Raw genomic sequence first — 23,699 nt, forward strand, 5'->3', positions numbered from 1 at the left:
TTCCGATTCGGATTTCATAAGTATCTGAAAATTCTTACAACCCCTAGTCCATATTCAACGGCCAATAGAAGCCTCTTCTTACTTCGTCAACGGGATGAGTGTTTTAGAGTGGCCCCCGGACTCCCCGATGAACTTCTGCGAAAAAGGTAAGAACATGCAACGGAATGCTTCAACTCGTTATCCCGTCCTGTTGGTACACGGCCTGTTCGGATTTGAGCGCATCGGTCATTTCGAGCTGTTCCATGACGTAAAGAACGCGCTGAAAGCCGGCGGCAGCCGAGTGTTTGTTCCGCACCTCTCTGCCACCCATAAAAACGAAATACGAGGTGAACAACTGCTCGCACAGATTGATCGTGTCTTGCGGGGCACAGGTGCTGACAAAGTCAATCTCATTGGACACAGCCAGGGCGCATTGGCTGCTCGCTACGCTGCCGCGCTCGCACCACACGCCGTCGCCTCGGTGACCTCCGTCAGTGGCCCAAACCATGGCTCGGAGCTGGCTGACTTTCTGCGCAAGGCGCTAGTGCCTGGGCGACTGCCCGAGGCGGTCGCACAGAATGTGGCGACCCTGTTTGGCAACTTTCTTTCGTTGCTCAGCGGCAATGCGAGATTGCCGCAAAACGCACTGGCAGCACTCCATGCCCTGACGACAGAAGGAGTGGGCGATTTCAACGACAAGTTTCCTCAGGGGTTGCCCGGGAGCTGGGGCGGCCAAGGCGCGGCGCTAGTCAATGGTGTGCGTTATTACTCATGGAGCGGCGTGCTGCCGGCTCACAGTCCTTCAACACTCGATCCGACACGGAACATTTGCCATGCGCTATCGCAATACTTCATGACCGAGACGCAGCAGAATGACGGTTTCGTCGGCCGCTTCAGTTCTCATCTGGGGCAGGTTATCCGCTCCGACTATCCGCTGGACCATCTGGGCAGCCTGCGCCGCACAGACAGCACCATCACTACCCTGCCCGACCCGATTGAACTGTACGTTGAACACGCCGAACGTCTGCACGCCGCGAATCTCTGAGCAAAGCCACGGACAATCGAACGGAACTTTGCCGAGAATTCGCCCACTGAATCCGGTAGGCTCCACACTTTACTGAAATAGATTGGAGAGTTTCCCCATGGCTAAAGCCACTGCCCGCCACATCCTGGTTTCCAGCGAAGACAAGTGCAACGAACTCAAGGCCCAGATCGAAGGCGGCGCTGATTTCGCCGATGTCGCCAAAGCCAACTCCACCTGCCCGTCCAGCCGTCAGGGCGGTGATCTGGGTTCGTTCGGTCCTGGCCAGATGGTCAAGGAATTCGACACCGTGGTCTTCAGCGCGCCAATCAACGTCGTGCAAGGTCCGGTGAAAACCCAGTTCGGTTATCACCTGCTGGAAGTCACCAGCCGTCAGGACTGATCCGTCGCCTGATTGCCTACCAACGGCCCGCCTTCTGGTGGGCCGTTGTGTTTCAGTTACATATACGGCTGGCGACTGGCGCGCCTCTCGCGTACAACTTGCGCTTATCGATTTCCCGGTTCCAAGGCTGACAATGCGACTGGTTTTCCCCACATTGATGCTCACCGCCCTCGCCCTGCTGACGGGCGCCACCGGCGCGAACGCTGCACCGCAACACGCGCTGACTGTTTATGGCGAACCCGCCAAGTACCCTGCCGGCTTCAGTCACTTCGACTACACCAACCTGCAAGCGCCCAAGGGCGGAACTATGCGCCGCTCGGCCATCGAGATCGGCCACTTCGATCATGTTCTTCCTTATATAGACAAAGGCATCGGCGTCACGCAGATTGATGGTTTGCTCTATTCGCCGTTGGCTCAGCGTTCGCTGGACGAGCCTTACACGGTTTACGGACTGGTCGCGCAAAAGATGGAGCGCTCGGACGATGGTCTGTCACTGCGGTTCTTCATCAATCCCAAGGCACGTTTTGCTGATGGCAAGCCGATTACCGCCGAAGACGTACGCTACACCTACGATTTATTGATGACCCAGGGCAGCCTGCGTTATCGCACCCAGTTTGCTGACGTCAAAGGCGTCGAAGTGGAAGGCCCGTTGACCGTGCGTTTCGACTTCAAGAGCAATGAAAACCGCACCCTGCCACTGGATATCGCGACCTTGCCGGTGTTCCCCGAGCATTGGTGGAAGAGCCGCGATTTCGCCGGGGGTGGCGGCTATGAACCACCTCTGGGCAGCGGCCCCTATCGAGTCGGTAAAGTCGATTCAGGGCGCAGCATCACCTTTGAGCGCAACGCCGACTGGTGGGGCAAGGATTTGCCGGTCAGTCGTGGCCTGTACAACTTCGATCATTTCAGCATCGAGTACTTTGGTGATACCGACGTCGCCCGGCAAGTGCTGCGTGGCGGCGCCTATGACTACAACCGCGAGTTCTCGGCCACCGGCTACTCGATCGGCTACGACAGCCCCGCACTGAGTGACGGCCGCCTGCAAAAAGCGCATCTGGCCACCGAGGCGCCCCAGTCGGCCCAGGGATTTGTGTTCAATCTGCAGAAACCGATGTTCGCCGATCGCCGCGTGCGCCAGGCTCTGGCCATGCTCTGGGACTTCGAGTGGAGCAACCGGCAGATGATGCGCGGCATGTATATCCGCCAGCAGAGCTACTTCTCCAACACGCCACTGGCGGCGAGCGAGCTGCCCGATGCGCAGGAACTGAAAATCCTCGAACCGCTGCGCGGTCAGGTTCCCGACGAAGTCTTCAGCAAAGTCTTTGAAGCGCCGAAAACCGATGGCAGTGGCCTGATCCGCGACAAGCAGCTGCAAGCACTCGAATTGCTCGAACAGGCGGGCTGGAAACCGGATGGCGATCTGCTGGTGAATGCCCAGGGCGAACCGCTGAGCTTCACCTTCCTGGTCAGCCAGAACGGTATGGATCGCTTGCTGCTGCCGTACAAACGCACGCTGAAACAGATCGGCATCGACCTGAACATTCGCCGTATCGACTCCTCGCAATACGTCAATCGCCTGATGAGTCGTGACTACGACATGATCGTCACCGGCTACCCGGTCAGCACTTCGCCGGGGGGCGAGTTGCTCAATTACTTCGCCTCGGCGTCGGCCAACGACCCGGGCGCGAACAACTACATGGTGTTGAAAAACCCGGCAGTGGATACGCTCATCAACGGTCTGATCCGCGCGTCCACGCAGTCCGACATGCTGCACTACGCGCATGCTCTGGACCGTGTGCTGCAATGGAATTACTACTGGATTCCCAACTACTATCCGCCGGGCACGTCGACGGTGTGGTGGAATCGTTTCGGCATACCCTCAGTACAAGCCAGCAATGACGAAGCCATCGAGAGCTGGTGGGAAATCAGCAGCACGCCACTGACCAATCAACAGATGACGGCCGAGAAAATCGCGCGTGGCAGACCCGGAGGGCCGCACTGATGTGGGGTTACATACTGCGGCGCCTGCTGCTGATCATCCCGACGCTGGTGATCATCCTGCTGGTCAATTTCGTGATCATTCAGGCCGCACCCGGCGGCCCGGTAGAGCAGGCCATCGCCCACCTGCAAGGGATCGGCGGCGCCAGTGTCGGTGGCGGCGCCAGCGAAACCATGAGTGGCACCTCCCGTGCCAGTCGCGGCCTCGATCCGCAACTGATCAAGGACATCGAAAAACAGTACGGCTTCGACAAACCGGCCCACGAACGCTTGTGGCTGATGTTGAAGAACTACGCGCAACTGGATTTCGGCAAGAGCTTCTTCCGTGGCGCGACGGTCACCGACCTGATCCTGGAAAAAATGCCGGTGACCATTTCCCTCGGGTTGTGGGCGACGCTGATCACCTATCTGGTGTCGATCCCGTTGGGGATCCGCAAGGCTGTGCACCATGGCAGTCATTTCGATATCTGGAGCAGCACGGCGATTATCATCGGTTACGCGATGCCAGCGTTTCTCTTTGCGATGTTCCTGATCGTATTGTTTGCCGGCGGCACGTCGCTGAACTGGTTTCCGGTTCGCGGCCTGGTGTCGGACAACTTCGAATCGCTGTCGAACCTCGGCAAAATCGCCGATTATTTCTGGCACTTGGTGCTGCCAGTGACGGCGCTGGTGATTGGTGGTTTCGCCACGCTGACGATCCTGACCAAAAACTCGTTTCTCAATGAAATCACTCGCCAGTACGTGGTCACCGCGCGCGCCAAAGGCCTGAGCGAGCGCCGCGTGCTCTATGGCCATGTGTTTCGCAATGCGATGTTGCTGGTGGTGTCGGGCATCCCGCAGGCATTCATCAGTGTGTTCTTCGCCGGTTCCTTGCTGATCGAAGTGATTTTCTCCCTCGACGGTCTCGGACGCATGAGCTACGAAGCCGCGGTTTCCCGGGATTACCCGGTGGTGTTTGGTTCATTGTTCATCTTTACCCTCTTCGGCCTGCTGATAAAACTGGTCGGTGACCTGTGTTACACGCTGGTCGATCCGCGTATTGACTTCGCCGCGAGGAACGCCTGATGTTCAAGCTCTCGCCTCTGGGTCGTCGGCGCTTCGAGCGCTTCAAGAAAAACCGCCGTGGCTGGTGGTCGCTGTGGCTGTTTATCGGTCTGTTTGTGGTCACACTGGGCGGTGAGTTGATCGCCAATGACAAGCCGTTGGTCGTCAGCTATCAGGACCAATGGTACTTCCCGGTATTCAAGCGCCACACCGAGCAGGAGTTCGGCGGACAACTGCCGTTTCAGGCCGATTACCGTAGCGATTATGTGCAGAACCTGATTCGCAAGGACGGTGGCTGGCTGCTGTTCCCGCCGATTCCGTTCAGTGACGATACGCCGAACTACGACCTCAACAAACCGGCTCCCAGCCCGCCGACATCGGTCAATTGGCTGGGCACGGACGATCAATCGCGAGATGTGTTGGCGCGGGTGATTTTCGGCGCGCGGGTGTCGATTCTGTTTGCCTTGATGCTGACCTTTGTCAGTGCCCTGATCGGCATCGCCGCCGGGGCATTGCAGGGTTACTACGGCGGCTGGGTCGATCTGCTCGGGCAACGTTTGCTGGAAGTCTGGTCGGGGCTGCCGGTGCTGTACCTGCTGATCATTCTCTCCGGTTTCGTCGAGCCGAATTTCTGGTGGCTGTTGGGGATCATGGCGCTGTTTTCATGGCTGGCACTGGTGGATGTCGTGCGCGCCGAGTTCCTGCGCGGACGCAATCTGGAGTACGTCAAAGCCGCCCGCGCGCTGGGCCTGAGCGATCGCAAGGTGATCTTCCGGCACATACTGCCCAATGCGATGAACGCAACACTGAGTTACTTGCCGTTCATTCTCACCGGGGCGATTTCCACCCTTACTGCGCTGGATTTTCTCGGCTTCGGCATGCCCGCCGGCAGTGCTTCGCTGGGTGAATTGATCGGTCAGGGCAAACAAAACCTGCAAGCTCCGTGGCTCGGGTTGACGGCGTTTTTCACCCTGGCGCTGATCCTTTCTCTATTGGTGTTCATCGGCGAAGCGTTGCGTGACGCGTTCGACCCTCGATCCTGAAGCGTGACCATGACTGACAACCTGATTGAAATCCGTAATCTCAACGTCGCCTTCCACGGCCAGACCGTGGTGCGCGAGCTGTGCCTGGACATTCGCCCCGGTGAGTGTCTGGCGCTGGTCGGCGAGTCGGGCTCAGGCAAATCAGTGACTGCCCATTCGATTCTGCAATTGCTGCCTGAAAGCGAAGCACAAACCACTGGCAGCATTCGCTATCGCGAGCAGGAACTGATCGGCGCCGATCCCAAGGTCTTGCGCGAGTTGCGCGGCAACCGCATCGCGATGATCTTCCAGGAGCCGATGACCTCGCTGAATCCGCTGCACACCATCGAAAAACAGATTGGCGAAACGCTGCTGCTGCACCGTGGCCTCGGCGGCAAAGCGGCGCAGGCACGGATCCTCGAACTGCTCGGTCTGGTGGGCATCCAGAAACCCAAGGAACGCCTCAAGGCCTATCCACATCAACTCTCTGGCGGACAACGGCAACGGGTGATGATCGCCATGGCGCTGGCCTGCGAACCGGAGCTGTTGATCGCCGACGAACCGACCACGGCGCTCGACGTGACGGTGCAGCGCAAGATCCTGCTGCTGCTCAAATCCCTGCAACAACGCTTGGGCATGTCGCTGCTGCTGATCAGCCACGACCTCAATCTGGTGCGCAGTATTGCCCAGCGCGTGTGCGTGATGAAAGCCGGGGAAATCGTCGAACAGGCGCCCTGCGAAACCCTGTTTACCGAACCGAAGCATCCTTACAGCTGCGTGCTGCTCAACGCCGAACCCGAAGGCGAAGCCCTGCCCCGGGATGAGCGCGAAAACGTGCTTGAGGTCGAGGATCTTAAGGTTGAGTTTGTCGTCGGTGGCGGGCTGTTCCAGCGCAAGCAATACCTGCGGGCGGTGGACGGCATCAGTCTGAGCATCCAGCGTGGCAAGACCCTCGGCATCGTCGGCGAATCCGGTTCCGGCAAGTCGACATTGGGCCAGGCGATCCTGCGTTTGCTCGACTCCGAGGGCGGTATCCGCTTTCAGGGCCAGGCGCTCGACGGCCTCAATCAGAAACAGATGCGGCCGTGGCGTCGACAGATGCAGGTGGTATTTCAGGATCCGTTCGGCAGCCTCAGCCCGCGCATGTCGGTGGCGCAAATCATCAGCGAGGGCCTCGAAGTGCACTGCGAGTCGACGGCCGATGAATGCGACGAGCAAGTCATCCGTGTGCTTAAAGAGGTCGGTCTCGATCCCGAGAGTCGCCATCGCTATCCCCACGAGTTCTCCGGTGGTCAGCGCCAGCGCATTGCCATCGCGCGGGCACTGGTGCTGAAACCGGCGCTGATTCTGCTCGACGAGCCGACGTCGGCACTCGATCGCACGGTGCAGAAACAAGTGGTCGCCTTGCTCCGCCAGCTTCAGGAAAAACACGGCTTGACCTATCTGTTCATCAGCCACGATCTGGCGGTGGTGCGCGCCCTGGCCCACGACATGATCGTGATCAAGGACGGCAAAGTGGTCGAGCGTGGCGCCAGTCATGAGGTGTTTGATGCGCCGCAGCATCCGTATACCAAAGAGCTGTTGGCGGCGGCGCATCCGGGGTAGGCGTCATATGTGTTCGGCGTGAAACCGGGTCGAGGCTTTCGCGAGCAGGCTCGCTCCCACAAGGTTCACGCCGGACACAAAATTTGGGAAAGACCCAATCTACTGTGGGAGCGAGCCTGCTCGCGAAGGGGCCGGCACAGGCCATACACAATCAGGATCAGCCTCCATGAACACCACCGAAAGCCTCAAGGACTACCAACGGGTTCGCTCCCTGGCGATCCGCTCGCTGTTCGAGATCATTGAGCAGTCCAGCGAAGGTACGGTGATCGTCGATCGCGATGCGAATATCGTCTGGATGAACGAACGTTACGCCCGACGTTTCGGTCTCGAATCGGCTGAAGGTGCCATCGGCAAGCCTTGTGAAAGTGTGATCCCGGGCAGTCTGTTGCGCGAAGTCGTGCGCACCGGGCGCCCTATCCTTCTGGACATGCAGGACACCCCGAAAGAGCCGCTGGTGGTGATGCGCCTGCCCATCCATGACGACGTCGGCACGGTGATCGGCGCGATCGGATTTGCCCTGTTCGACGAGTTACGCACCCTGTCGCCGATGCTCAAACGGTATTTGAGCATGCAGGAAGAACTGGCTTCGACCCGCTCCCTGCTGCGCGCCCGGCAGACCAAATACAACTTCGCCCACTTTATCGGCACCAGCGCCGCCAGCCTCGAAGTCAAACGCCGTGCCCGACGCAGTGCCAGCGCCGAGTCGCCGGTGTTGCTGCTCGGCGAAACCGGCACCGGCAAAGAGCTGCTGGCCCAAGCGATTCACAGTGCCTCACCACGAGCACACAAGGCCTTTGTCAGCATCAACAGCGCGGCGATTCCCGAAGCATTGCTGGAAGCGGAGTTTTTCGGCACCGCACCCGGCGCGTTCACCGGCGCCGACCGCAAGGGCCGCACCGGCAAGTTGCAGATCGCCCAGGGCGGCACGCTGTTTCTCGATGAGATTGGTGACATGCCGCTGCCCCTGCAAAGCAAACTGCTGCGCGTGTTGCAGGAAAAGGAATTCGAACCGGTCGGTTCCAACGACGTCATTCAGAGTGACGTGCGCGTGATTGCCGCCACCTCGACCGATCTGCAAGTGGCGATCAAACGCGGTGAATTCCGCGCCGATTTGTACTATCGCCTCAATGTGCTGCCAATCCAGGTACCGCCATTACGTGAACGTCTTGATGATCTGCCTGCACTCAGCGAAGCGATCCTTGAAGCTGCGCAGTCAGCATGAGTTGCATCGGGATGCACTGGAACTGCTCGGGCAACATGCCTGGCCGGGGAACATTCGCGAACTGCGTAATGTGCTGGAGCGGGCAGCATTGCTCAGTGATGACTTGATGCTGAGCGAGCAGGATATTCGTGCGGCGATTGGCACACTGACGCCGGTTGAGCGTGGTTCTGGCCCACTGGCTGAGGTGGTGCCAGAGGAAACATTCGCCCAGGCACGCGAGCGGTTTGATCGGCAGTTGATTCAGTCTGCCCTCGCGCAATGCAACGGAAATGTACCGGAAGCATCTGCTCGGCTGGGGCTTGGTCGGTCGACGCTGTACAAGAAGATGGTGGCGCTGGGGATTGCTTGAGTCTCTATAAAGAGACGCGGATCTCATTAATTAGAAACTTCGTCAAGATCGAAAGATCGCAGCCTTCGGCAGCTCCTACAGGGGAATATCGGGTCCGCACTGTAGGAGCTGCCGAAGGCTGCGATCTTTTCGACTTAATGCCGTCTCTATAGTGAGACAAAAACTTTGAAGCCTGCCCTACCCGCACGACAATATCTTTATATTTCAACGTGTTAGATAACTGGCACAGATCTCGCTAAAGCCTCTCCCACACCCGTTCCACCCACAAAAATAACAATTCTGGAGAGACACACCATGAGTGTGATCATTGCCTTGGCAGCCCTTACGCTGCTGATGCTGGCTGCCTACCGGGGCTACAGCGTTATCCTCTTCGCCCCGATTGCCGCCCTCGGCGCTGTCCTGCTCACCGATCCGTCTGCCGTTGCCCCTGCGTTCACCGGGGTGTTCATGGAGAAAATGGTCGGTTTCATCAAACTGTATTTCCCTGTGTTCCTGCTCGGTGCGGTGTTCGGCAAGTTGATCGAACTGTCGGGGTTCTCCCGCTCGATCGTTGCTGCCGCCATTCGCTTGCTCGGCACCAAACAGGCGATGCTGGTAATCGTTCTGGTCTGCGCCCTGCTCACTTACGGTGGCGTGTCGTTGTTCGTCGTGGTGTTTGCGGTGTATCCGTTTGCCGCCGAGATGTTTCGCCAGAGCAATATTCCCAAACGGCTGATCCCGGCGACCATCGCCCTCGGCGCGTTTTCGTTCACCATGGACGCCCTGCCCGGCACGCCGCAGATCCAGAACATCATCCCCAGCACGTTCTTCAATACCACCGCGTGGGCGGCGCCGTGGCTGGGCGTGATCGGCACGATTTTCGTGTTCTGCGCCGGCATGCTGTTTCTCCAGCGTCAACGCAACAAGGCGCAGCGCGCCGGTGAAGGCTACGGCACTGAACTGCGCAACGAGCCGGAAACCGCTGAAGACCTGAAACTGCCAAACCCATGGATTGCGCTGTCGCCGCTGCTGGCAGTGGGCATCATGAACCTGCTGTTCACCCAATGGATTCCGCAGTGGTACGGCAAGACCCACAGCCTCGCACTGCCGGGCATGGCCACGCCAGTCACCACCGAGATCGCCAAACTGACGGCAATCTGGGCGGTGCAGGCGGCGTTGCTGGTCGGCATTGTGATGGTGCTCGCGTTCGGCTTTCAGGCCATTCGCAGCAAGCTCGCCGAAGGCAGCAAAAGCGCGGTCAGCGGTGCCTTGCTGGCAGCGATGAACACCGCTTCCGAGTACGGTTTCGGCGCGGTGATCGCGTCGCTGCCGGGCTTCCTGGTATTGGCGGACTGGCTCAAGCAGATTCCCAATCCGCTGGTCAACGAAGCTATCACCGTGACGCTGCTGGCCGGCATCACCGGCTCCGCATCGGGTGGCATGAGCATTGCGTTGGCGGCGATGTCCGAGCAGTTCATCAGCGCTGCCCACGCCGCAAACATTCCGCTGGAAGTGCTGCACCGCGTCGCCGCGATGGCCAGCGGCGGCATGGACACACTGCCGCACAACGGCGCGGTCATCACCCTGTTGGCCGTCACTGGCCTGACCCACCGCGAAGCCTATAAAGACATTTTCTGTATTACGCTGATCAAGACCCTGGCGGTTTTCGTAGTGATCGGCACTTTCTACGCCACTGGCATTGTGTGAGGTATTCATGACCACTCTTTCCGGCAAGACTGCACTGGTAACCGGTTCCACCAGCGGCATCGGCCTGGGTATCGCGCTGAGCCTGGCCAAGGCTGGGGCGAATCTGATTCTCAACGGTTTTGGTGATGCATCGACAGTCATCGCCGAGGTCGCCCGGTTTGGCGGCAAGGTCGGTCATCATCCGGCCGATGTCAGTGACCCGGCGCAAATTGCCGACATGATTGCGTATGCCGAGCGTGAGTTCGGCGGTGTCGATATTCTGGTCAACAACGCGGGCATCCAGCATGTGGCGGCAGTGGAAGAATTCCCCGTCGAGCGCTGGGATTCGATCATCGCGATCAACCTGTCTTCGGTGTTTCACAGCACACGTTTGAGCCTGCCGGGGATGCGCGCCAAAGGTTGGGGGCGGATCATCAATATCGCCTCGGTGCATGGCCAGGTCGGTTCGACCGGCAAAGCGGCCTACGTAGCCGCCAAGCATGGTGTGATCGGTTTGACCAAAGTGGTCGGCCTGGAAACCGCCACCAGCAACGTCACTTGCAACGCGATCTGCCCGGGTTGGGTGCTGACGCCGCTGGTGCAGAAGCAGATCGATGACCGAGCGGCCAAGGGTGTCGATCCGCAGCAGGCGCAGCATGATCTGCTCGCCGAGAAACAGCCGTCGCTGGAGTTCGTCACACCGCAGCATCTGGGCGAACTTGTGCTGTTCCTGTGCAGCGAGGCTGGCAGCCAAGTGCGCGGGGCGGCGTGGAATATTGATGGTGGCTGGCTGGCCCAATAGCACGGCCATCCCCCTCTGTGGGAGCGAGCCTGCTCGCGAAAGCGCTGGGTCAGCCAAAGAAGTCGTTGAGTGCACGGACGTCTTCGCGAGCAGGCTCGCTCCCACAGGTGTCATGTGTGCGCTCGACCTTTTGCATGAATAAAACAAGAGGCAAACAATGTCCGACATCCTCTGGCAACCCGACGCCAACCGTATCGCCCAATCGCGCATGGACACCTTCCGCCGCGCGGTCAATCAACGTCATCATCTGAAACTCGACGACTACCCTGCCCTGCACCAATGGAGCGTCGATCAGCGCGCGGAGTTCTGGCAGGCAATCGTCGATACCTTCGATATCCGCTTTCACACCCAGCCCGACGCCGTACTGCGCGAAGGCGCACAAATGCCCGACGCTGAGTGGTTTCCAGGCGCCACGCTGAACTTCGCTGAACACCTGCTGCGTCGTCGCGACGATGCCGTGGCAGTAGTAAGCGTGGCGGAGAATGGCCAGCGCGAGCAGTTGACCTGGGCCGAACTCGCCGAACACGTCGCCGGGTTTCAAGCCAGCCTGCAAGCCGCCGGCGTTGGCCTCGGCGATCGCGTCGCGGCGTGCATGCCGAATACCTGGCAGACACTGGTGGCGATGCTCGCTACCACCAGCCTCGGTGCAATCTGGTCATGCTCCTCGCCGGACTTTGGCACCCACGGCGTAATCGACCGCTTCGGTCAGATCGAGCCGAAGGTGTTGATCACCTGCGCCGCTTATCGCTATGCCGGCAAGACCATCGACCAGACCGACAAGATCAACGGAATACTCGAACAACTGCCAACGTTAAGGCAGTTGATCATCGTGCCTTATGCCCACCCGCACGCCCATGTCGAGGCTTACAAGACTCACGCCGAAGTGACTTTGTGGGATGACTTTTATCAAATCGGCGGCGAACCGGACTTTGTCGCGGTACCCTTCAACCATCCGCTGTACGTGCTGTATTCCAGCGGCACCACTGGCGTGCCGAAATGCATCATTCACAGCACCGGCGGCGTACTGCTGCAACACGTCAAGGAACACGGCCTGCATTGCGATCTTGGTCCTGGTGATCGACTGTTTTACTACACGACGTGCGGCTGGATGATGTGGAACTGGCTGGTCTCGGCGCTCGCGGTTGGCAGTGCCGTGGTGCTGTACGACGGCTCACCGTTCCACCCGGACAATCAGCGCTTGCTCGACTTGATCGACGATGAACGTATCAGCGTGTTCGGCACCAGCCCCAAGTTCCTCGCGACCCTGGAGAGCAGCGGTGCCAAACCCCGCGAAAGTCATGATCTGGGCACCCTGAAGACGCTGCTGTGCACCGGTTCGGCGCTGTCGCCGCAGAGCTACGATTTCGTCTATCGTGACGTCAAACCGGATGTGTGCCTGGCGTCGATGTCTGGCGGCACCGATATCGTCTCGTGTTTCGTCAATGGCAACCCGATGAACGCCGTGCGACGCGGTGAGAACATGGGCAAGAGTCTGGGCATGGCGGTTGAAGTCTGGAACGACGCCGGTCAGCCGGTGGTTGGCGGAAAAGGCGAACTGGTCTGCACCCGGCATTTTCCGGCGATGCCGATCGGTCTGTGGAATGATCCGGACGGAACAAAACTGCGGCAGTCGTATTTCAGTCTGTTTCCCGGTGTCTGGGCACAGGGTGATTACGCCGAACAACGGCCGCATGGGGGGATGCTGATACACGGGCGTTCGGACGCCGTGCTCAATCCCGGCGGCGTGCGCATTGGCACGGCAGAAATATATCGTCAGGTCGAGAAAGTCGCTGAAGTGCTGGACAGCGTCGCTATCGGCCAGCAGTGGCAGGACGATGTGCGGGTTGTGCTGTTTGTCAGATTGCGTGAAGGATTGGTGCTGGATGACCCGCTCGAGCAGCGTATCCGACAAGTGATCCGCGCCAATACCACCCCAAGGCATGTACCGGCGAGGATCGTGGCGGTGACGGACATTCCACGCACCATCAGCGGCAAGGTGGTGGAACTGGCCGTGCGCGATGTCGTGCACGGCCGGCCGGTGAAAAACACCGATGCGCTGGCCAATCCCGAAGCGTTGGAGCAGTTCCGGGATCGGCTGGAGCTGAGCATTTGAGCCCGACGCTGACGCTCTGATAACAAACGCAGGCGGCAGCGCCTGCGTTAGCGGGGCTTGTTTAGCGTAATGACGACCGGCTGAACAATCGCTTTACCGCCACTGGCGTCGAGTGCGCTGCGAATGATCGTCATGTTGCGATCGAAGGTGTCTTTGTCCGTCGCCCTCTGGCTCAGTAACGAGGTCGCCAGTGCAAGCGTGTCGGCATTCTCAAAGGCTTCGGATACCTCATGAAAACTGTAGCTTGAGACAGCGCCCGCCAAAGCCAGGGAACCAGATGCAAGATTCAACAACGGCGCCACATCCAGTCGCTGTCCAGTGGTGCTGGTGTACTCCGTATCGGTGGCGTAGCCGACATCCACGGTCTGCGCACTGCCGTGGAACAGTTCATGGATCAGGTCATCTGCCACCACATCATGGTTGAACCCCAGATTGACGAAATGCTTGTTCAGGTTTCGAGTATGGATTTCAACGAACGCAATATCTTTTGCGTCGCTGGAACTCGCGTTCTTCCAACGCTTGTAGCTGTTCACATCGAACGAGGCGATGGATTCATTATTTTTAAAAGCATCAAGAATGGTATTGCTCATCGAGAAGCCAGCGAAATCAAAGCGAATCAACCGTAGATAATTCACCAGTCGATCAGTAGCCACTTGGGAGGTGTTACCAAACAAGGCTTTCATCAGCAGATCGCCATCTCGCTTGAACTCATGGCGACTGATCACATCGATGGCGTTGTCGATCTTTTCCCGAGCGCGGGGCAGACTTTTCTCGATGAAATTGCGTGTGTAACTCACTGGTAGGGTCTTGGGTGAGTACGGTAACTGTAGGGGGGCTTGATACGTGAAGCCTTTCAACGGGTTGCCCCACAAATTGCCGCGGCGATTCAAGGCATACCATTTGTTGCCACTGCGTGCTGCCAGAACAGCAACGACGTTGCCAGTGGTGCCATGTGGCTTCCAGTTACCCAACCCCAAATGCACATTATCGGATGCACTGATCAGATCATAGGATTGACGGCGACCACTGAGTCTGTGCAACTGGCTGTTGGCCTTGGCAACGAGTTCATGGCTGTTTTTGTTAAAACGCAACAAGCCCTTATGCACCAGTTTGCCGCCTGCCTGTATCCCGGAAGGCACTCCGTCAAGCGGATTGAAAAGTGAAACGGCCGAGGTAAATGCCAACTTGGTAAAACGCGCAGCCTTGGATGTCGTTGAGATAGCCTTGGCAGAAATGCTCAGCACTTTTGAGCTGGCGCCCGCCACCGTTCCCACTAGACCGATACCATCCATCAAACACCCGTAAAACCCATCAACCATCTTGTCGTGCTCACCCGAGGCGATGTCCTCGATGCATTTTTTGAAAGGCACCAACAAGTCGATGAAATAAGTCAGCAATCGCTCGCCCTCCTCCTTGGAGAGCTCGAGTGGGGTGGGTAGACGAACTATTTCCCTCAATTCCCTTTTGTTCAGATAGGGCCGGTTTTCTACCAGAAACTCGGCAATACGTGCGATATCCGGATCGTTGAATTTTTGATAGAACCCTTGCTTTGGCGTCGAAGTGGTTTCTGGCTCTTTCAGCCTGCCAAAGTAATCGAGGATGGCCATACTGCTGGTAATCGAAGAATCTTCAGCAGACGCATGGGTATAGCGTTTTACATCGAGCGGAAGGCTTTGCGTCGCGGTGATGCTCAGTGGGAACGTTGCATCCCCGCTGGCACTCATTCTCGAACGTTGTTGCAGTTTTCGCTCGCGCTTGATGAAAGCGGCCAAGGCGTCATTTTTTCGAGACTCTGCGCGCGATGTGAACAGCTCGTAGCAGGTGACAGCATTCTCGTAAGTTGCATACATCACAATGCCAAAACGTCCCGTCGCCGCGTCTCTGCTTTGTCGTGTTTCTTGATCGAGATCGATTTTCAAGGGGCCACTCAGCCGACGCGACTTAGAATAGACTGCGGACTCGCGTACCGTGAAAAAATGGATATCGGCATTCATGAATACTTGCAGATCCGCCTCCGGCATCTGCGCCAGAGCCAGCTTCACGGTGGACAACATGGCACTCTTCAGTTCATTGAAATGCACAGCCAGTTGACGATCCATCTCCACGTCACAGGAGCCCAGTTTCAACAAGTTCGGATAGCGCGTGTATAGGCTGACACCGGACGGATTGTAGTTGATGGCCGGCTTGGGCACCCCGTTAGTCACCAGGCGCACTGTACGCCTATCCCATTGGCCGGTGACCAGATCACCCGACTGATGCAGGTCGACCATGGACATGACCTGCTGCCCACCTTTCTCGGAAAGTGCTTTTTCGTCCAAAGTGTCACAACCCGGTGCGGCGATTTTCAACGCCGCACGGGCAATCTCTGCTCTGTCAGGTAACGGTGTCGAAAATGCCTTGGCGATTTGCGCGAATTGTTCCGAGTGCTGGTCAAATGCATCAATCGCACGTCGAGTGCAGGCTTCCTCCGTCTGTTCGAGCTCAGCGATCGTCACAATCTGATTGATCAGCGCCCAGTCGACAATCGGGTCGATCAAGGCTAGATCACGTTTATGCTTCTGCTCGTCACTGACCGGTTCAAGTTCGCCGTAAGCCATGATCTGCGCATAGGACATGACGCGCGTCGCGCCGTTTTTTACAGTCTCGATCAGCATCACGGCACGACACAAATTGATCCAGCCAATCGAGCCCAGGGTAATCGACGATGGAATCTCCCGGACCAGAAACTCGGGTGCATTACGTGCCAATAGCAGGTGAGCCGCCAACGGCTCCAAGCCAACGTCAACCCATTTTCTGGTTCGCAGAGAAGCCGTGACCTCCTCAAGCATCTGCGAGGGATGACGATCAACATTTTTTGGCGCATACAGATCAATCCCGGCGACGCAATTGCGCCGCACGCCATGACCTATGGACGGATCCAGATCAAGCAATATTGCCGTCATCAGCAATTGCCGGAGGATGTCATCGGAGACCTTCTGCCCTGTGTTCACACCGAACCAGCCGAGTTCCTTCAGATAGTCGCCTGCAAGAATCAGCGCAACCGGATAATTGACAAATTCGCTGATTCGTTGGGCCGCGCTTTCATGCGTGACAGCCGCACGACCGGTCACATTGTGTAGAGCCGTCAGGAGTTTTTTCCTTGGCATCAACTTGGCAGTGGCATTGCGGATGGCCGAAAACTGTTCCTCGGATAACGCTATTAATTCTTTATTATCGGTTTCAAAGTGTTCCCAGTAGCTGCCAGGCTCATAGGCTTGAGGATCAAACTTGAACAAGGCGATAAGTTCCCTGACCTTTAACGTGTTCTCGGGCAGGCTAATATCATGAAATCGAAACCATTGATCGAGTGTTATATCGTTATCAGGCCATATGTAACCACCGGCCACGCCTGCTATATCCGCAATCAACTTCAATGCTGACCGAGTGGGAACGCTGTGTTCAAAATGCCGCGCCGCCACTAGATCCACCCAGCCTCTGACGGCACGGACTTCCATCTTGCCTTCAGAGGTAACGCGTAACAGCCCATCATGTTCGCGCGCTTCTTCCCGGGCAAGCGCCCCCCTCACCGGGCCGGTATTCAGCAACTCATCGAGCAGAAGCCGGCCAGGGTTATATATCTCGTACAACGACGATCCCGCCTGCAACTCCAGCTCATGCGCATACCAATTGATCTTTTGATTCTCTGTGTATTTGATCAACGCATTCTCAAGATGGGCTAGAACCAATTCACGCTCGATGCCATCGGCTTCAGCCTTGTGTTTCCATTCAGAAAGAGCAACAGCCGAAGACCAGAATATTTTATTTTTAACTTTCCCACTCACAACCAGAACCTCATCAAATAAACCAACTGAAATTTTCAGCCCGATGACGTTCTACTTTCTTTGATACAGCCAAGCCACCTTAAAAACATTAGCCACTGTTTCCAACAATACAACGACATCCTTGATTAACCATCAATCAGTCCATTAATCCCCAGCCTTCTGGCGTTGAACCACGGCTACTACTTTCCTCTCCGGACAGTTTCATCCGCAACTTCAAGTTATTAACCGAATCTGCATTCTTCAAAGCTTCCTGCGCACTGATTACACCTTCAGCGACCAATGCGAACAGGGCTCCGTCAAACGTCTGCATACCCAGACCGGTGGATTTTTCCATTATTGGTTTCAGTTCCTCGAACTGACCGCGCCGAACCAGATCGGCGATGGTTGGCGTACCCAACAGCACCTCCACTGCGGCCCTTCGTTGCCCATCGACAGTGCGCACCAAGCGCTGCGAAATAAAGGCTCTCAGATTATTGCCCAGCACCTGCAACAACTGCGGCCGCCGCTCTTCCGCAAACATATTGATAATCCGCTCCAACGCCTTGTTGGCATTCGTGGCATGCAACGTCGACAACACAAGATGCCCGGTATCGGCAAACGCCAAAGCATGTTCCATGGTTTCGCGATCACGGATTTCACCGATCAGCACCACATCCGGCGCCTGGCGCAAAGTGTTCTTCAACGCCGCATGAAAGCTGCGCGTATCGACCCCGACTTCACGTTGATTGATGATCGAACGCTGGTGCCGATGGATGTACTCGATCGGATCCTCGATGGTGATGATGTGCCCGCTGCTGTGGCGGTTGCGGTGATCGATCAGCGCGGCGAGCGAGGTTGATTTCCCCGAGTCGGTGGCGCCAACAAACAGAATCAACCCTTGCTTGAGCATGACAGTGTCGAGCAGTACCGCTGGCAGCTTCAGATCGGCGAAACGCGGGATGTCGAGTTTGACGTTACGAATGACGATCGATATATCGTTGCGCTGCTTGAAGATGTTTACGCGAAAGCGACCAATGCCCGCTCGCGAAATCGCCAGGTTCATTTCCAGATCCCGGTCGAACTCCCGCCGCTGCTCGGCGTCCATCAGGGAGGCGGCGATGGCGGCGGTCTCACCGTTCTTGAAAGGACGCTCGCTCAGCGCCGTGAGCACGCCGTCGAAACGCGCACTGGGCGGAGCACCCGTGGAAAGGAACAAGTCCGAACCATTTTTATTGGACAAAATTGACAACAGTGCATCGATTTCCATGGCAAAAAGCACCCGCGAAGCATTCAATGAACAGAAAATGGCCTGCGCCTGGCGCAGATCAACTGCAACAATGATAGACGTCGCCTCACCGAACCACGCTCAGGACTGATGTAATGAATGCTGTACCGAACACCGACGACGCTCAGGCACTGATCGCCCGCACCGACTGGAGTCGCGGACCGCTGGGTGCTGCCGGCAACTGGCCGCAGAGTCTGCGTACCGCGGTGGACATCGTGATTCACTCGCCCATGCCGATGCTGTTGCTGTGGGGGCCACAGCTCACGCAGATCTACAACAACGGTTTCGCTCTGCTCGCCGGCCACAAGCATCCGCACGCTTTCGGACAGCCTGCACACCAGATCTGGCCGGAGCTGCGCGACTTTACCGACCCGATTTACAGCGCCGTCCTACAAGGCCAGGTACGTACCTACAGCGAAAGACGTTTCACCCTGCAACGGGACGGCAAAGAGTCCGACTTCTGGCTGGATCTGACCTACAGCCCGATCCGTGATGAAACCGCGCAAGTCGCCGGCATCCTCGTCACCGCCATCGAAACCAACGAGCGCCGGCGCATCGCCCTGGAGCTGCAACGACGCTCCGAAGAAAGCCTCAAGGCGCAACGCGAAACCGAGGAACGTCTGCAACTGGCCCTGGCCGCGACCGATGCCGTCGGCACCTGGGATTGGGACATCGGCGAAGATCGCTTTATCGCTGACGCGCATTTCGCCCAACTGCATGGCGTTGATCCCGGCCTGTCTGGCCGATTGCCGATCAGCGATTACCTGCAAGGCGTGCACCCTGAAGACCGCGCAATGGTCGCGCGCAGCATCAAACACTGCATCACCTACGGCACCGAATACGCTGAGGAATATCGCTTGCTGCAAGCCGATGGCGAGGTGCGCTGGGTGTTCGCTCGCGGGCGTTGCTACAAGGATCACCATGGCCGGCCCATGCGTTTCCTCGGGGCAGCGCTGGATCTGACCGAGCGCAAACACACCGAACAGGCGTTGCGCCAGAGCCAGACCGAACTGCAGTTGATCATCAACGCCATGCCGATCCTGATCAGTTATGTCGACCGCGAAGAATGCTTCCGTCTGAACAACGCGGCTTATCTCGACTGGTATGGCCTCACGCCACAGGAACTCTACGGACGCACGATTCGCGACGTCATTGGCGAAGAAGCCTATTTCCTCCGTCTGCCTTACATTGCCGAGGCGCTGGCCGGCAGGCCGTGTTCGTTCAGCCTGTATACCCCGCATCGCGATGGCAGCAGTCGTCACGCGCTGATGAATTACCTGCCACGCTACGGGGCGGACGGCGCCGTCAACGGCTTCTATATCTTTGTGATCGACGAGACCGAGCGCAAGAAAACCGAAGAGGCCTTGCGCAATCTCAACGAAACCCTCGAAGAACGGGTCAGCGCCCGCACCGAACAATTGGCCCAGGCCAACCAGCGTTTGCAGAACGAGATGTTCGAACGCGAGCGCGCCGAAGATGCCTTGCGCCACGCGCAAAAAATGGAAGCTGTCGGTCAGCTCACCGGTGGTATCGCCCATGACTTCAACAACATGCTCACCGGGATCATCGGCAGCCTCGATTTGATGCAGCGCTACATTGCCAATGGCCGGGCGGACGAGATCGGTCGTTTTACCGAAGCAGCGGTGTCATCGGCCAACCGGGCGGCAGCGTTGACCCATCGTCTGTTAGCGTTTTCGCGGCGACAGTCGCTGGATCGCAAAACCCTGAACGTCAATGAACTGGTGCATTCGCTGGAGGACCTGATCCGTCGGACCAAAGGCGATCCGATCGAACTCACTCTGCGCCTGGCCGAGCATGTATGGCCGGTCAGCACCGACGTCAGTCAACTGGAAAACGCCCTGCTTAATCTGGTCATCAATGCCCGCGATGCCATGCCCGATGGCGGTGAATTGTTGATCGAGACGGCCAACGTCTATCTCGACGGCAGCGATATCACCACGCTCGAACCGGTCAAGGCCGGCGATTACCTGATGCTGGCGGTCAGCGACAACGGCACCGGCATGACGCCGTCCGTGCGTTCCAAGGCCTTCGATCCGTTCTTCACCACCAAGCCGATTGGCCAGGGCACCGGGTTGGGGCTGTCGATGATTTATGGTTTTGCCCAGCAGTCAGGTGGCCACGTCAGCCTCGACAGCCTGCCGGGCCAAGGCACTTGCGTGCGGTTGTACTTGCCGCGCTTGTACGGCGTCGAGGCGGAACGGCCGGCAATAGTGCCCGTTGAACAAGCGCCGGCGACGGCGACTGGCGAAACCGTGATGGTCGTTGAAGATGACCCGGCAGTGCGCATGCTGGTGCTCGATCTGCTCCGGGAGTTGGGTTACCAAGCCTACGAAGCCGAAGATGCCAAGACCGCCCTGCCCCTGCTGGAGTCCGATCTGCGCGTGGATCTGCTGGTCACCGACGTCGGCCTGCCCGGCATGAATGGCCGGCAACTGGCGGAAGTCGCCCGTCAGCATCGGCCGGGTCTCAAGGTGCTGTTCATGACCGGTTATGCGCAGAAAGCCGCCGAGCGTCAGGGGTTTCTCGAGGATGGCATGGACATGGTCGCCAAACCGTTTGCCATTGAGCTGCTGGCCAGCAAGATCCGCACGATGATCAGCCAAACTCCGTGACTTGAGGCATAATCCGCGCCCCGCCGTCACCCCGTTATCAGGTACCGCACGATGAAAGCCCAAGCCCGCCACATTCTGGTGAAAACCGCCGAAGAGGCCGAACAGCTCAAACAACGCATCGCCAAGGGTGAAGCGTTCGATGTGCTGGCGAAGAAATTTTCGACCTGCCCGTCCGGCAAGCGCGGCGGCGATCTGGGTGAAGTGCGGCCGGGGCAGATGGTCGGCGCGATAGATGCGGTGATTTTCAAAAAGCCGTTGCGTACCGTGCATGGGCCGATCAAGAGCAAGTTCGGGTATCACCTGGTGCAGGTGTTTTATCGGGATTAGTGTTTGGCTTTAAGACCCTATCGCGAGCAGGCTCACTCCTACAGGGGAACGCATTTCAATTGTAGGAGTGAGCCTGCTCGCGATCGATTGCGCAGCAAGCGGCCACACAAAACCTATTTCGGAATCAATGCCCCCGGCACCTGAATCACCCGGCTCGCCAACTGATGCCCCGCCTCGGCAGCCTCCACCGGACTCCCGCCCAGCAATCGACTGGCCAGATACCCCGCACTGAACGAATCCCCCGCCGCCGTGGTGTCCACCACTTTTTCGACCTTCTGCGCCGGCACCTCGAATGACTCGTCATCACAGCGAATCAAACAGGCTTCGCCGCCACGCTTGAGCACCACTTCCGGCGTTCCGAACTGCGCATAAGCGGCAAACACCGCCGCGCAATCGGTGAAACCGAACAGCGCCTGCTCGTCATCCACCGTCAATAACGCCAGATCAACGTAGGGCAATACGCTGCGATACGCCGCCCGCGCGTCTTCGACAGTGGCCCACAGGCGTGGCCGGTAATTGTTGTCGAAAACAATGCGCGCATCACGCTGCCGCGCCTCGATGAGGGTCTGGATCAGTTTTTCCCGGCCCGATGCGCCGAGCACAGCGAGGGTAATGCCGCTGAAATACAGCACATCGTAATCCGGCAAAGCCGCCAGAATCGGTTCGGCTGCCGGGGTGGTGAAACAGTCGCGAACCGCTGCTTCGTTGCGCCAATAGAGAAAACGCCGCTCGCCATTGGCATCGGTCTGAATGCAATACAGGCCCGGCAGGCGACCCGGTAGACGTTGTACCAGATCGAGCCCAATGCCCTCGTCGGACCAGATCTGGCACATGGCATCGCTGAAGCTGTCGTCACCCAATGCGGTGACGTAGTCGACCTGGGCCTTGTCACCCATCGCGCGGGACAGGTACACCGCGGTGTTCAGGGTGTCGCCGCCGAAGCTTTGCTGCAGACTGCCGTCGGCACGCTGCTGCAGTTCGATCATGCACTCGCCGATCAGGGCGATGCGCGGGGTGTTCGGGCCCAAGGGGCTAAGGGTGTTCATCTTGTGCTGTCTCTAGTTGATCGATGGTGTCTGGACTGGCGCCTTCGCGAGCAAGCTCGCTCCCACAGGGGAATGCATTCCAAGTGTGGGAGCGAGCCTGCTCGCGAATGGCCGCGACTCGGTCTCAAGCTTTAGAAACAAGTTTCCATGCTCTCGATCACCGACAACTGCTCATCCACCAACAACCCCACGCGCCACTTGTCGAACGTCAGGCACGGGTGCGACGTACCAAAGGAAATGATGTCGCCAACGCGTAATTCAACGCCCGGCGCCACCGTCATGAACGCGTGCTGATCCATCACTGCCGTGACCTTGCACGCACCGACGTCATCGCCCAGCGCCGGCACCACACCCGCCTTGTAGCGCAGCAACGGCACAGGCAACCCGGCATCGTACGCCACGTCGCGTTTGCCCAAGGCGATCACCGCAAAGCCTGGCTCGGGCAACGACTGCACGTGCGCCCAGACTTCCAGCGCAGGGCGCAATCCTTCGTGCAAATCGCTGCGACGGTCGAGCACGCAGCACTGCGCCTCTTTGTAGATACCGTGGTCATGCGCTACGTAACTGCCCGGACGCAACACGCTAAGGAAGCGCCCAGCCGCATTCTGCGCTTCGAACGATTCGGCAATCAGGTCGTACCACGCCGAACCCGAGGCGGTGATGATCGGCTTGGCGATCGCGAACGCGCCGCTGTTCTGCAACTGCACCGCCAGACGCACCAGCGACGCGGCGAATTCACGAATGCCGCTGACCGCGTGATCGCCGTGAATCACCCCTTCGTAGCCTTCGATTCCGGTCAGGGCCAGCGCCGGTTGCGCGTTGATCGCCTTGGCCAGCTCGATGACTTCCTGCTCGCTGCGGCAACCGCAACGCCCGCCGATCACGCCGTATTCGATCATCACGTTCAGCTTCGCCCCACGCGAAGCGAAGTAGGCGCCGAGGTCAGCGACGTTGTCCGGATGATCGACCATGCAATAGAAATCGAACGACGGATCGGCCAGCAGATCGGCAATCAGTGCCATGTTCGGCGTGCCGACCAATTGGTTGGCCATCAGCACGCGGCGCACACCATGGGCGTAAGCGGCGCGGGTCTGGGTCGCGCTGGCGAGGGTGATGCCCCAGGCGCCAGCGTCGAGCTGGCGCTTGAACAGCACCGGCGTCATGCTGGTTTTGCCGTGGGGCGCGAGTTCCGCACCGCTGTCGCTGACGAACTTCTGCATCCAGCGGATGTTGTGCTCCAGCGCTTCGCGATGCAGCACCAGCGCCGGCAGGCTGACGTCACGCGTCAGGTGCGCACCGATGGCGGCGTCGCCCTTGTCCCCGGCAGTATTGATGGCAGTGGTCATGGTCGAACTCCTCACTTTTGCGGCCGCAGGCAGCCGCGG

15 protein-coding genes and 1 pseudogene are annotated in these 23,699 nt (G+C 58.4%); 12 read left to right on the forward strand and 4 right to left on the reverse strand.

Annotation, left to right across the window (positions count from 1 at the left end; genetic code table 11):
• Positions 1-154: 154 nt before the first annotated feature.
• The 10 genes and pseudogenes from PspR84_RS16505 (at position 155) to PspR84_RS16550 (ending at position 13,223) form a co-directional block, all read left to right on the forward strand.
• Complete coding sequence (locus PspR84_RS16505; protein WP_160060105.1) at positions 155-1,024, forward strand: triacylglycerol lipase; 870 nt, start codon at positions 155-157, stop codon at positions 1,022-1,024.
• Between the two features lie 97 nt (positions 1,025-1,121).
• Positions 1,122-1,403, forward strand: coding sequence for a peptidylprolyl isomerase (locus tag PspR84_RS16510; RefSeq protein ID WP_160058220.1), 282 nt, complete (start codon positions 1,122-1,124; stop codon positions 1,401-1,403).
• Between the two features lie 133 nt (positions 1,404-1,536).
• On the forward strand, positions 1,537-3,405 hold the full coding sequence (locus PspR84_RS16515; protein ID WP_160058222.1) for an extracellular solute-binding protein: 1,869 nt from the start codon (positions 1,537-1,539) through the stop codon (positions 3,403-3,405).
• On the forward strand, positions 3,405-4,466 hold the full coding sequence (locus tag PspR84_RS16520) for a microcin C ABC transporter permease YejB (protein ID WP_160058224.1): 1,062 nt from the start codon (positions 3,405-3,407) through the stop codon (positions 4,464-4,466). Before PspR84_RS16515 ends, PspR84_RS16520 begins: the two co-directional genes overlap by 1 nt.
• Positions 4,466-5,488: an ABC transporter permease gene (locus PspR84_RS16525; RefSeq protein WP_160058226.1), complete on the forward strand. Its 1,023-nt coding sequence runs from the start codon at positions 4,466-4,468 to the stop codon at positions 5,486-5,488. The genes PspR84_RS16520 and PspR84_RS16525 overlap by 1 nt, the downstream gene beginning before the upstream one ends.
• Before the next feature lie 9 nt (positions 5,489-5,497).
• The gene (locus PspR84_RS16530; protein WP_160058228.1) at positions 5,498-7,072 is read left to right on the forward strand and encodes an ABC transporter ATP-binding protein; all 1,575 of its coding nucleotides are present in this window, start codon (positions 5,498-5,500) and stop codon (positions 7,070-7,072) included.
• Between the two features lie 166 nt (positions 7,073-7,238).
• Positions 7,239-8,643: pseudogene (locus PspR84_RS16535) on the forward strand (sigma 54-interacting transcriptional regulator).
• Between the two features lie 294 nt (positions 8,644-8,937).
• Positions 8,938-10,329 (forward strand): GntP family permease, encoded by a 1,392-nt coding sequence (locus tag PspR84_RS16540; RefSeq protein WP_160058230.1) that lies wholly within the window; start codon positions 8,938-8,940, stop codon positions 10,327-10,329.
• Positions 10,330-10,336: 7 nt separating this feature from the next.
• Positions 10,337-11,110, forward strand: a complete 774-nt coding sequence (gene hbdH / locus PspR84_RS16545; RefSeq protein ID WP_160058232.1) for a 3-hydroxybutyrate dehydrogenase — start codon at positions 10,337-10,339, stop codon at positions 11,108-11,110.
• A 157-nt stretch (positions 11,111-11,267) separates the two neighbouring features.
• Positions 11,268-13,223, forward strand: a complete 1,956-nt coding sequence (locus PspR84_RS16550) for an acetoacetate--CoA ligase (protein WP_160058234.1) — start codon at positions 11,268-11,270, stop codon at positions 13,221-13,223.
• Positions 13,224-13,270: 47 nt separating this feature from the next.
• On the opposite strand, the gene PspR84_RS16555 is transcribed toward PspR84_RS16550, so the two are convergent.
• Positions 13,271-17,044 (reverse strand): hypothetical protein, encoded by a 3,774-nt coding sequence (locus PspR84_RS16555; protein WP_160058236.1) that lies wholly within the window; start codon positions 17,042-17,044, stop codon positions 13,271-13,273.
• A 136-nt stretch (positions 17,045-17,180) separates the two neighbouring features.
• The gene (locus tag PspR84_RS16560) at positions 17,181-18,290 is read right to left on the reverse strand and encodes a PilT/PilU family type 4a pilus ATPase (RefSeq protein WP_160058238.1); all 1,110 of its coding nucleotides are present in this window, start codon (positions 18,288-18,290) and stop codon (positions 17,181-17,183) included.
• 113 nt (positions 18,291-18,403) lie between these two features.
• Here PspR84_RS16560 and PspR84_RS16565 point away from each other — a divergent pair, with 113 nt between their 5' ends.
• Both PspR84_RS16565 and PspR84_RS16570 read left to right on the forward strand, forming a co-directional pair.
• Positions 18,404-20,941, forward strand: a complete 2,538-nt coding sequence (locus PspR84_RS16565; RefSeq protein ID WP_160058240.1) for a PAS domain S-box protein — start codon at positions 18,404-18,406, stop codon at positions 20,939-20,941.
• A gap of 51 nt (positions 20,942-20,992) precedes the next feature.
• Positions 20,993-21,268 carry a peptidylprolyl isomerase gene (locus tag PspR84_RS16570; protein ID WP_007912322.1) on the forward strand — a complete coding sequence of 92 codons (276 nt, stop codon included), beginning with the start codon at positions 20,993-20,995 and terminating at the stop codon, positions 21,266-21,268.
• A 113-nt stretch (positions 21,269-21,381) separates the two neighbouring features.
• On the opposite strand, the gene PspR84_RS16575 is transcribed toward PspR84_RS16570, so the two are convergent.
• A complete protein-coding gene (locus PspR84_RS16575; protein WP_160058242.1) occupies positions 21,382-22,314 on the reverse strand; it encodes a sugar kinase in 933 nt (310 codons plus the stop codon).
• Between the two features lie 131 nt (positions 22,315-22,445).
• Entirely contained in the window at positions 22,446-23,660 is a 1,215-nt protein-coding gene (locus PspR84_RS16580; RefSeq protein WP_160058244.1) for an amino acid deaminase, read from the reverse strand.
• Between the last annotated feature and the right edge of the window lie 39 nt (positions 23,661-23,699).

It is taken from the genome of Pseudomonas sp. R84 (assembly GCF_009834515.1).
Taxonomy (GTDB): Bacteria; Pseudomonadota; Gammaproteobacteria; order Pseudomonadales; family Pseudomonadaceae; genus Aquipseudomonas.

What these genes read in the sequence shown, in the direction of transcription:
- PspR84_RS16505 (WP_160060105.1), top strand. Translation starts at nt 155, where the DNA reads ATGCAACGGAATGCTTCAACTCGTTATCCCGTCCTGTTGGTACACGGC.
- PspR84_RS16510 (WP_160058220.1), top strand. Translation starts at nt 1,122, where the DNA reads ATGGCTAAAGCCACTGCCCGCCACATCCTGGTTTCCAGCGAAGACAAG.
- PspR84_RS16515 (WP_160058222.1), top strand. Translation starts at nt 1,537, where the DNA reads ATGCGACTGGTTTTCCCCACATTGATGCTCACCGCCCTCGCCCTGCTG.
- PspR84_RS16520 (WP_160058224.1), top strand. Translation starts at nt 3,405, where the DNA reads ATGTGGGGTTACATACTGCGGCGCCTGCTGCTGATCATCCCGACGCTG.
- PspR84_RS16525 (WP_160058226.1), top strand. Translation starts at nt 4,466, where the DNA reads ATGTTCAAGCTCTCGCCTCTGGGTCGTCGGCGCTTCGAGCGCTTCAAG.
- PspR84_RS16530 (WP_160058228.1), top strand. Translation starts at nt 5,498, where the DNA reads ATGACTGACAACCTGATTGAAATCCGTAATCTCAACGTCGCCTTCCAC.
- PspR84_RS16540 (WP_160058230.1), top strand. Translation starts at nt 8,938, where the DNA reads ATGAGTGTGATCATTGCCTTGGCAGCCCTTACGCTGCTGATGCTGGCT.
- hbdH (WP_160058232.1), top strand. Translation starts at nt 10,337, where the DNA reads ATGACCACTCTTTCCGGCAAGACTGCACTGGTAACCGGTTCCACCAGC.
- PspR84_RS16550 (WP_160058234.1), top strand. Translation starts at nt 11,268, where the DNA reads ATGTCCGACATCCTCTGGCAACCCGACGCCAACCGTATCGCCCAATCG.
- PspR84_RS16560 (WP_160058238.1), bottom strand. Translation starts at nt 18,290, where the DNA reads ATGGAAATCGATGCACTGTTGTCAATTTTGTCCAATAAAAATGGTTCG.
- PspR84_RS16565 (WP_160058240.1), top strand. Translation starts at nt 18,404, where the DNA reads ATGAATGCTGTACCGAACACCGACGACGCTCAGGCACTGATCGCCCGC.
- PspR84_RS16570 (WP_007912322.1), top strand. Translation starts at nt 20,993, where the DNA reads ATGAAAGCCCAAGCCCGCCACATTCTGGTGAAAACCGCCGAAGAGGCC.
- PspR84_RS16575 (WP_160058242.1), bottom strand. Translation starts at nt 22,314, where the DNA reads ATGAACACCCTTAGCCCCTTGGGCCCGAACACCCCGCGCATCGCCCTG.
- PspR84_RS16580 (WP_160058244.1), bottom strand. Translation starts at nt 23,660, where the DNA reads ATGACCACTGCCATCAATACTGCCGGGGACAAGGGCGACGCCGCCATC.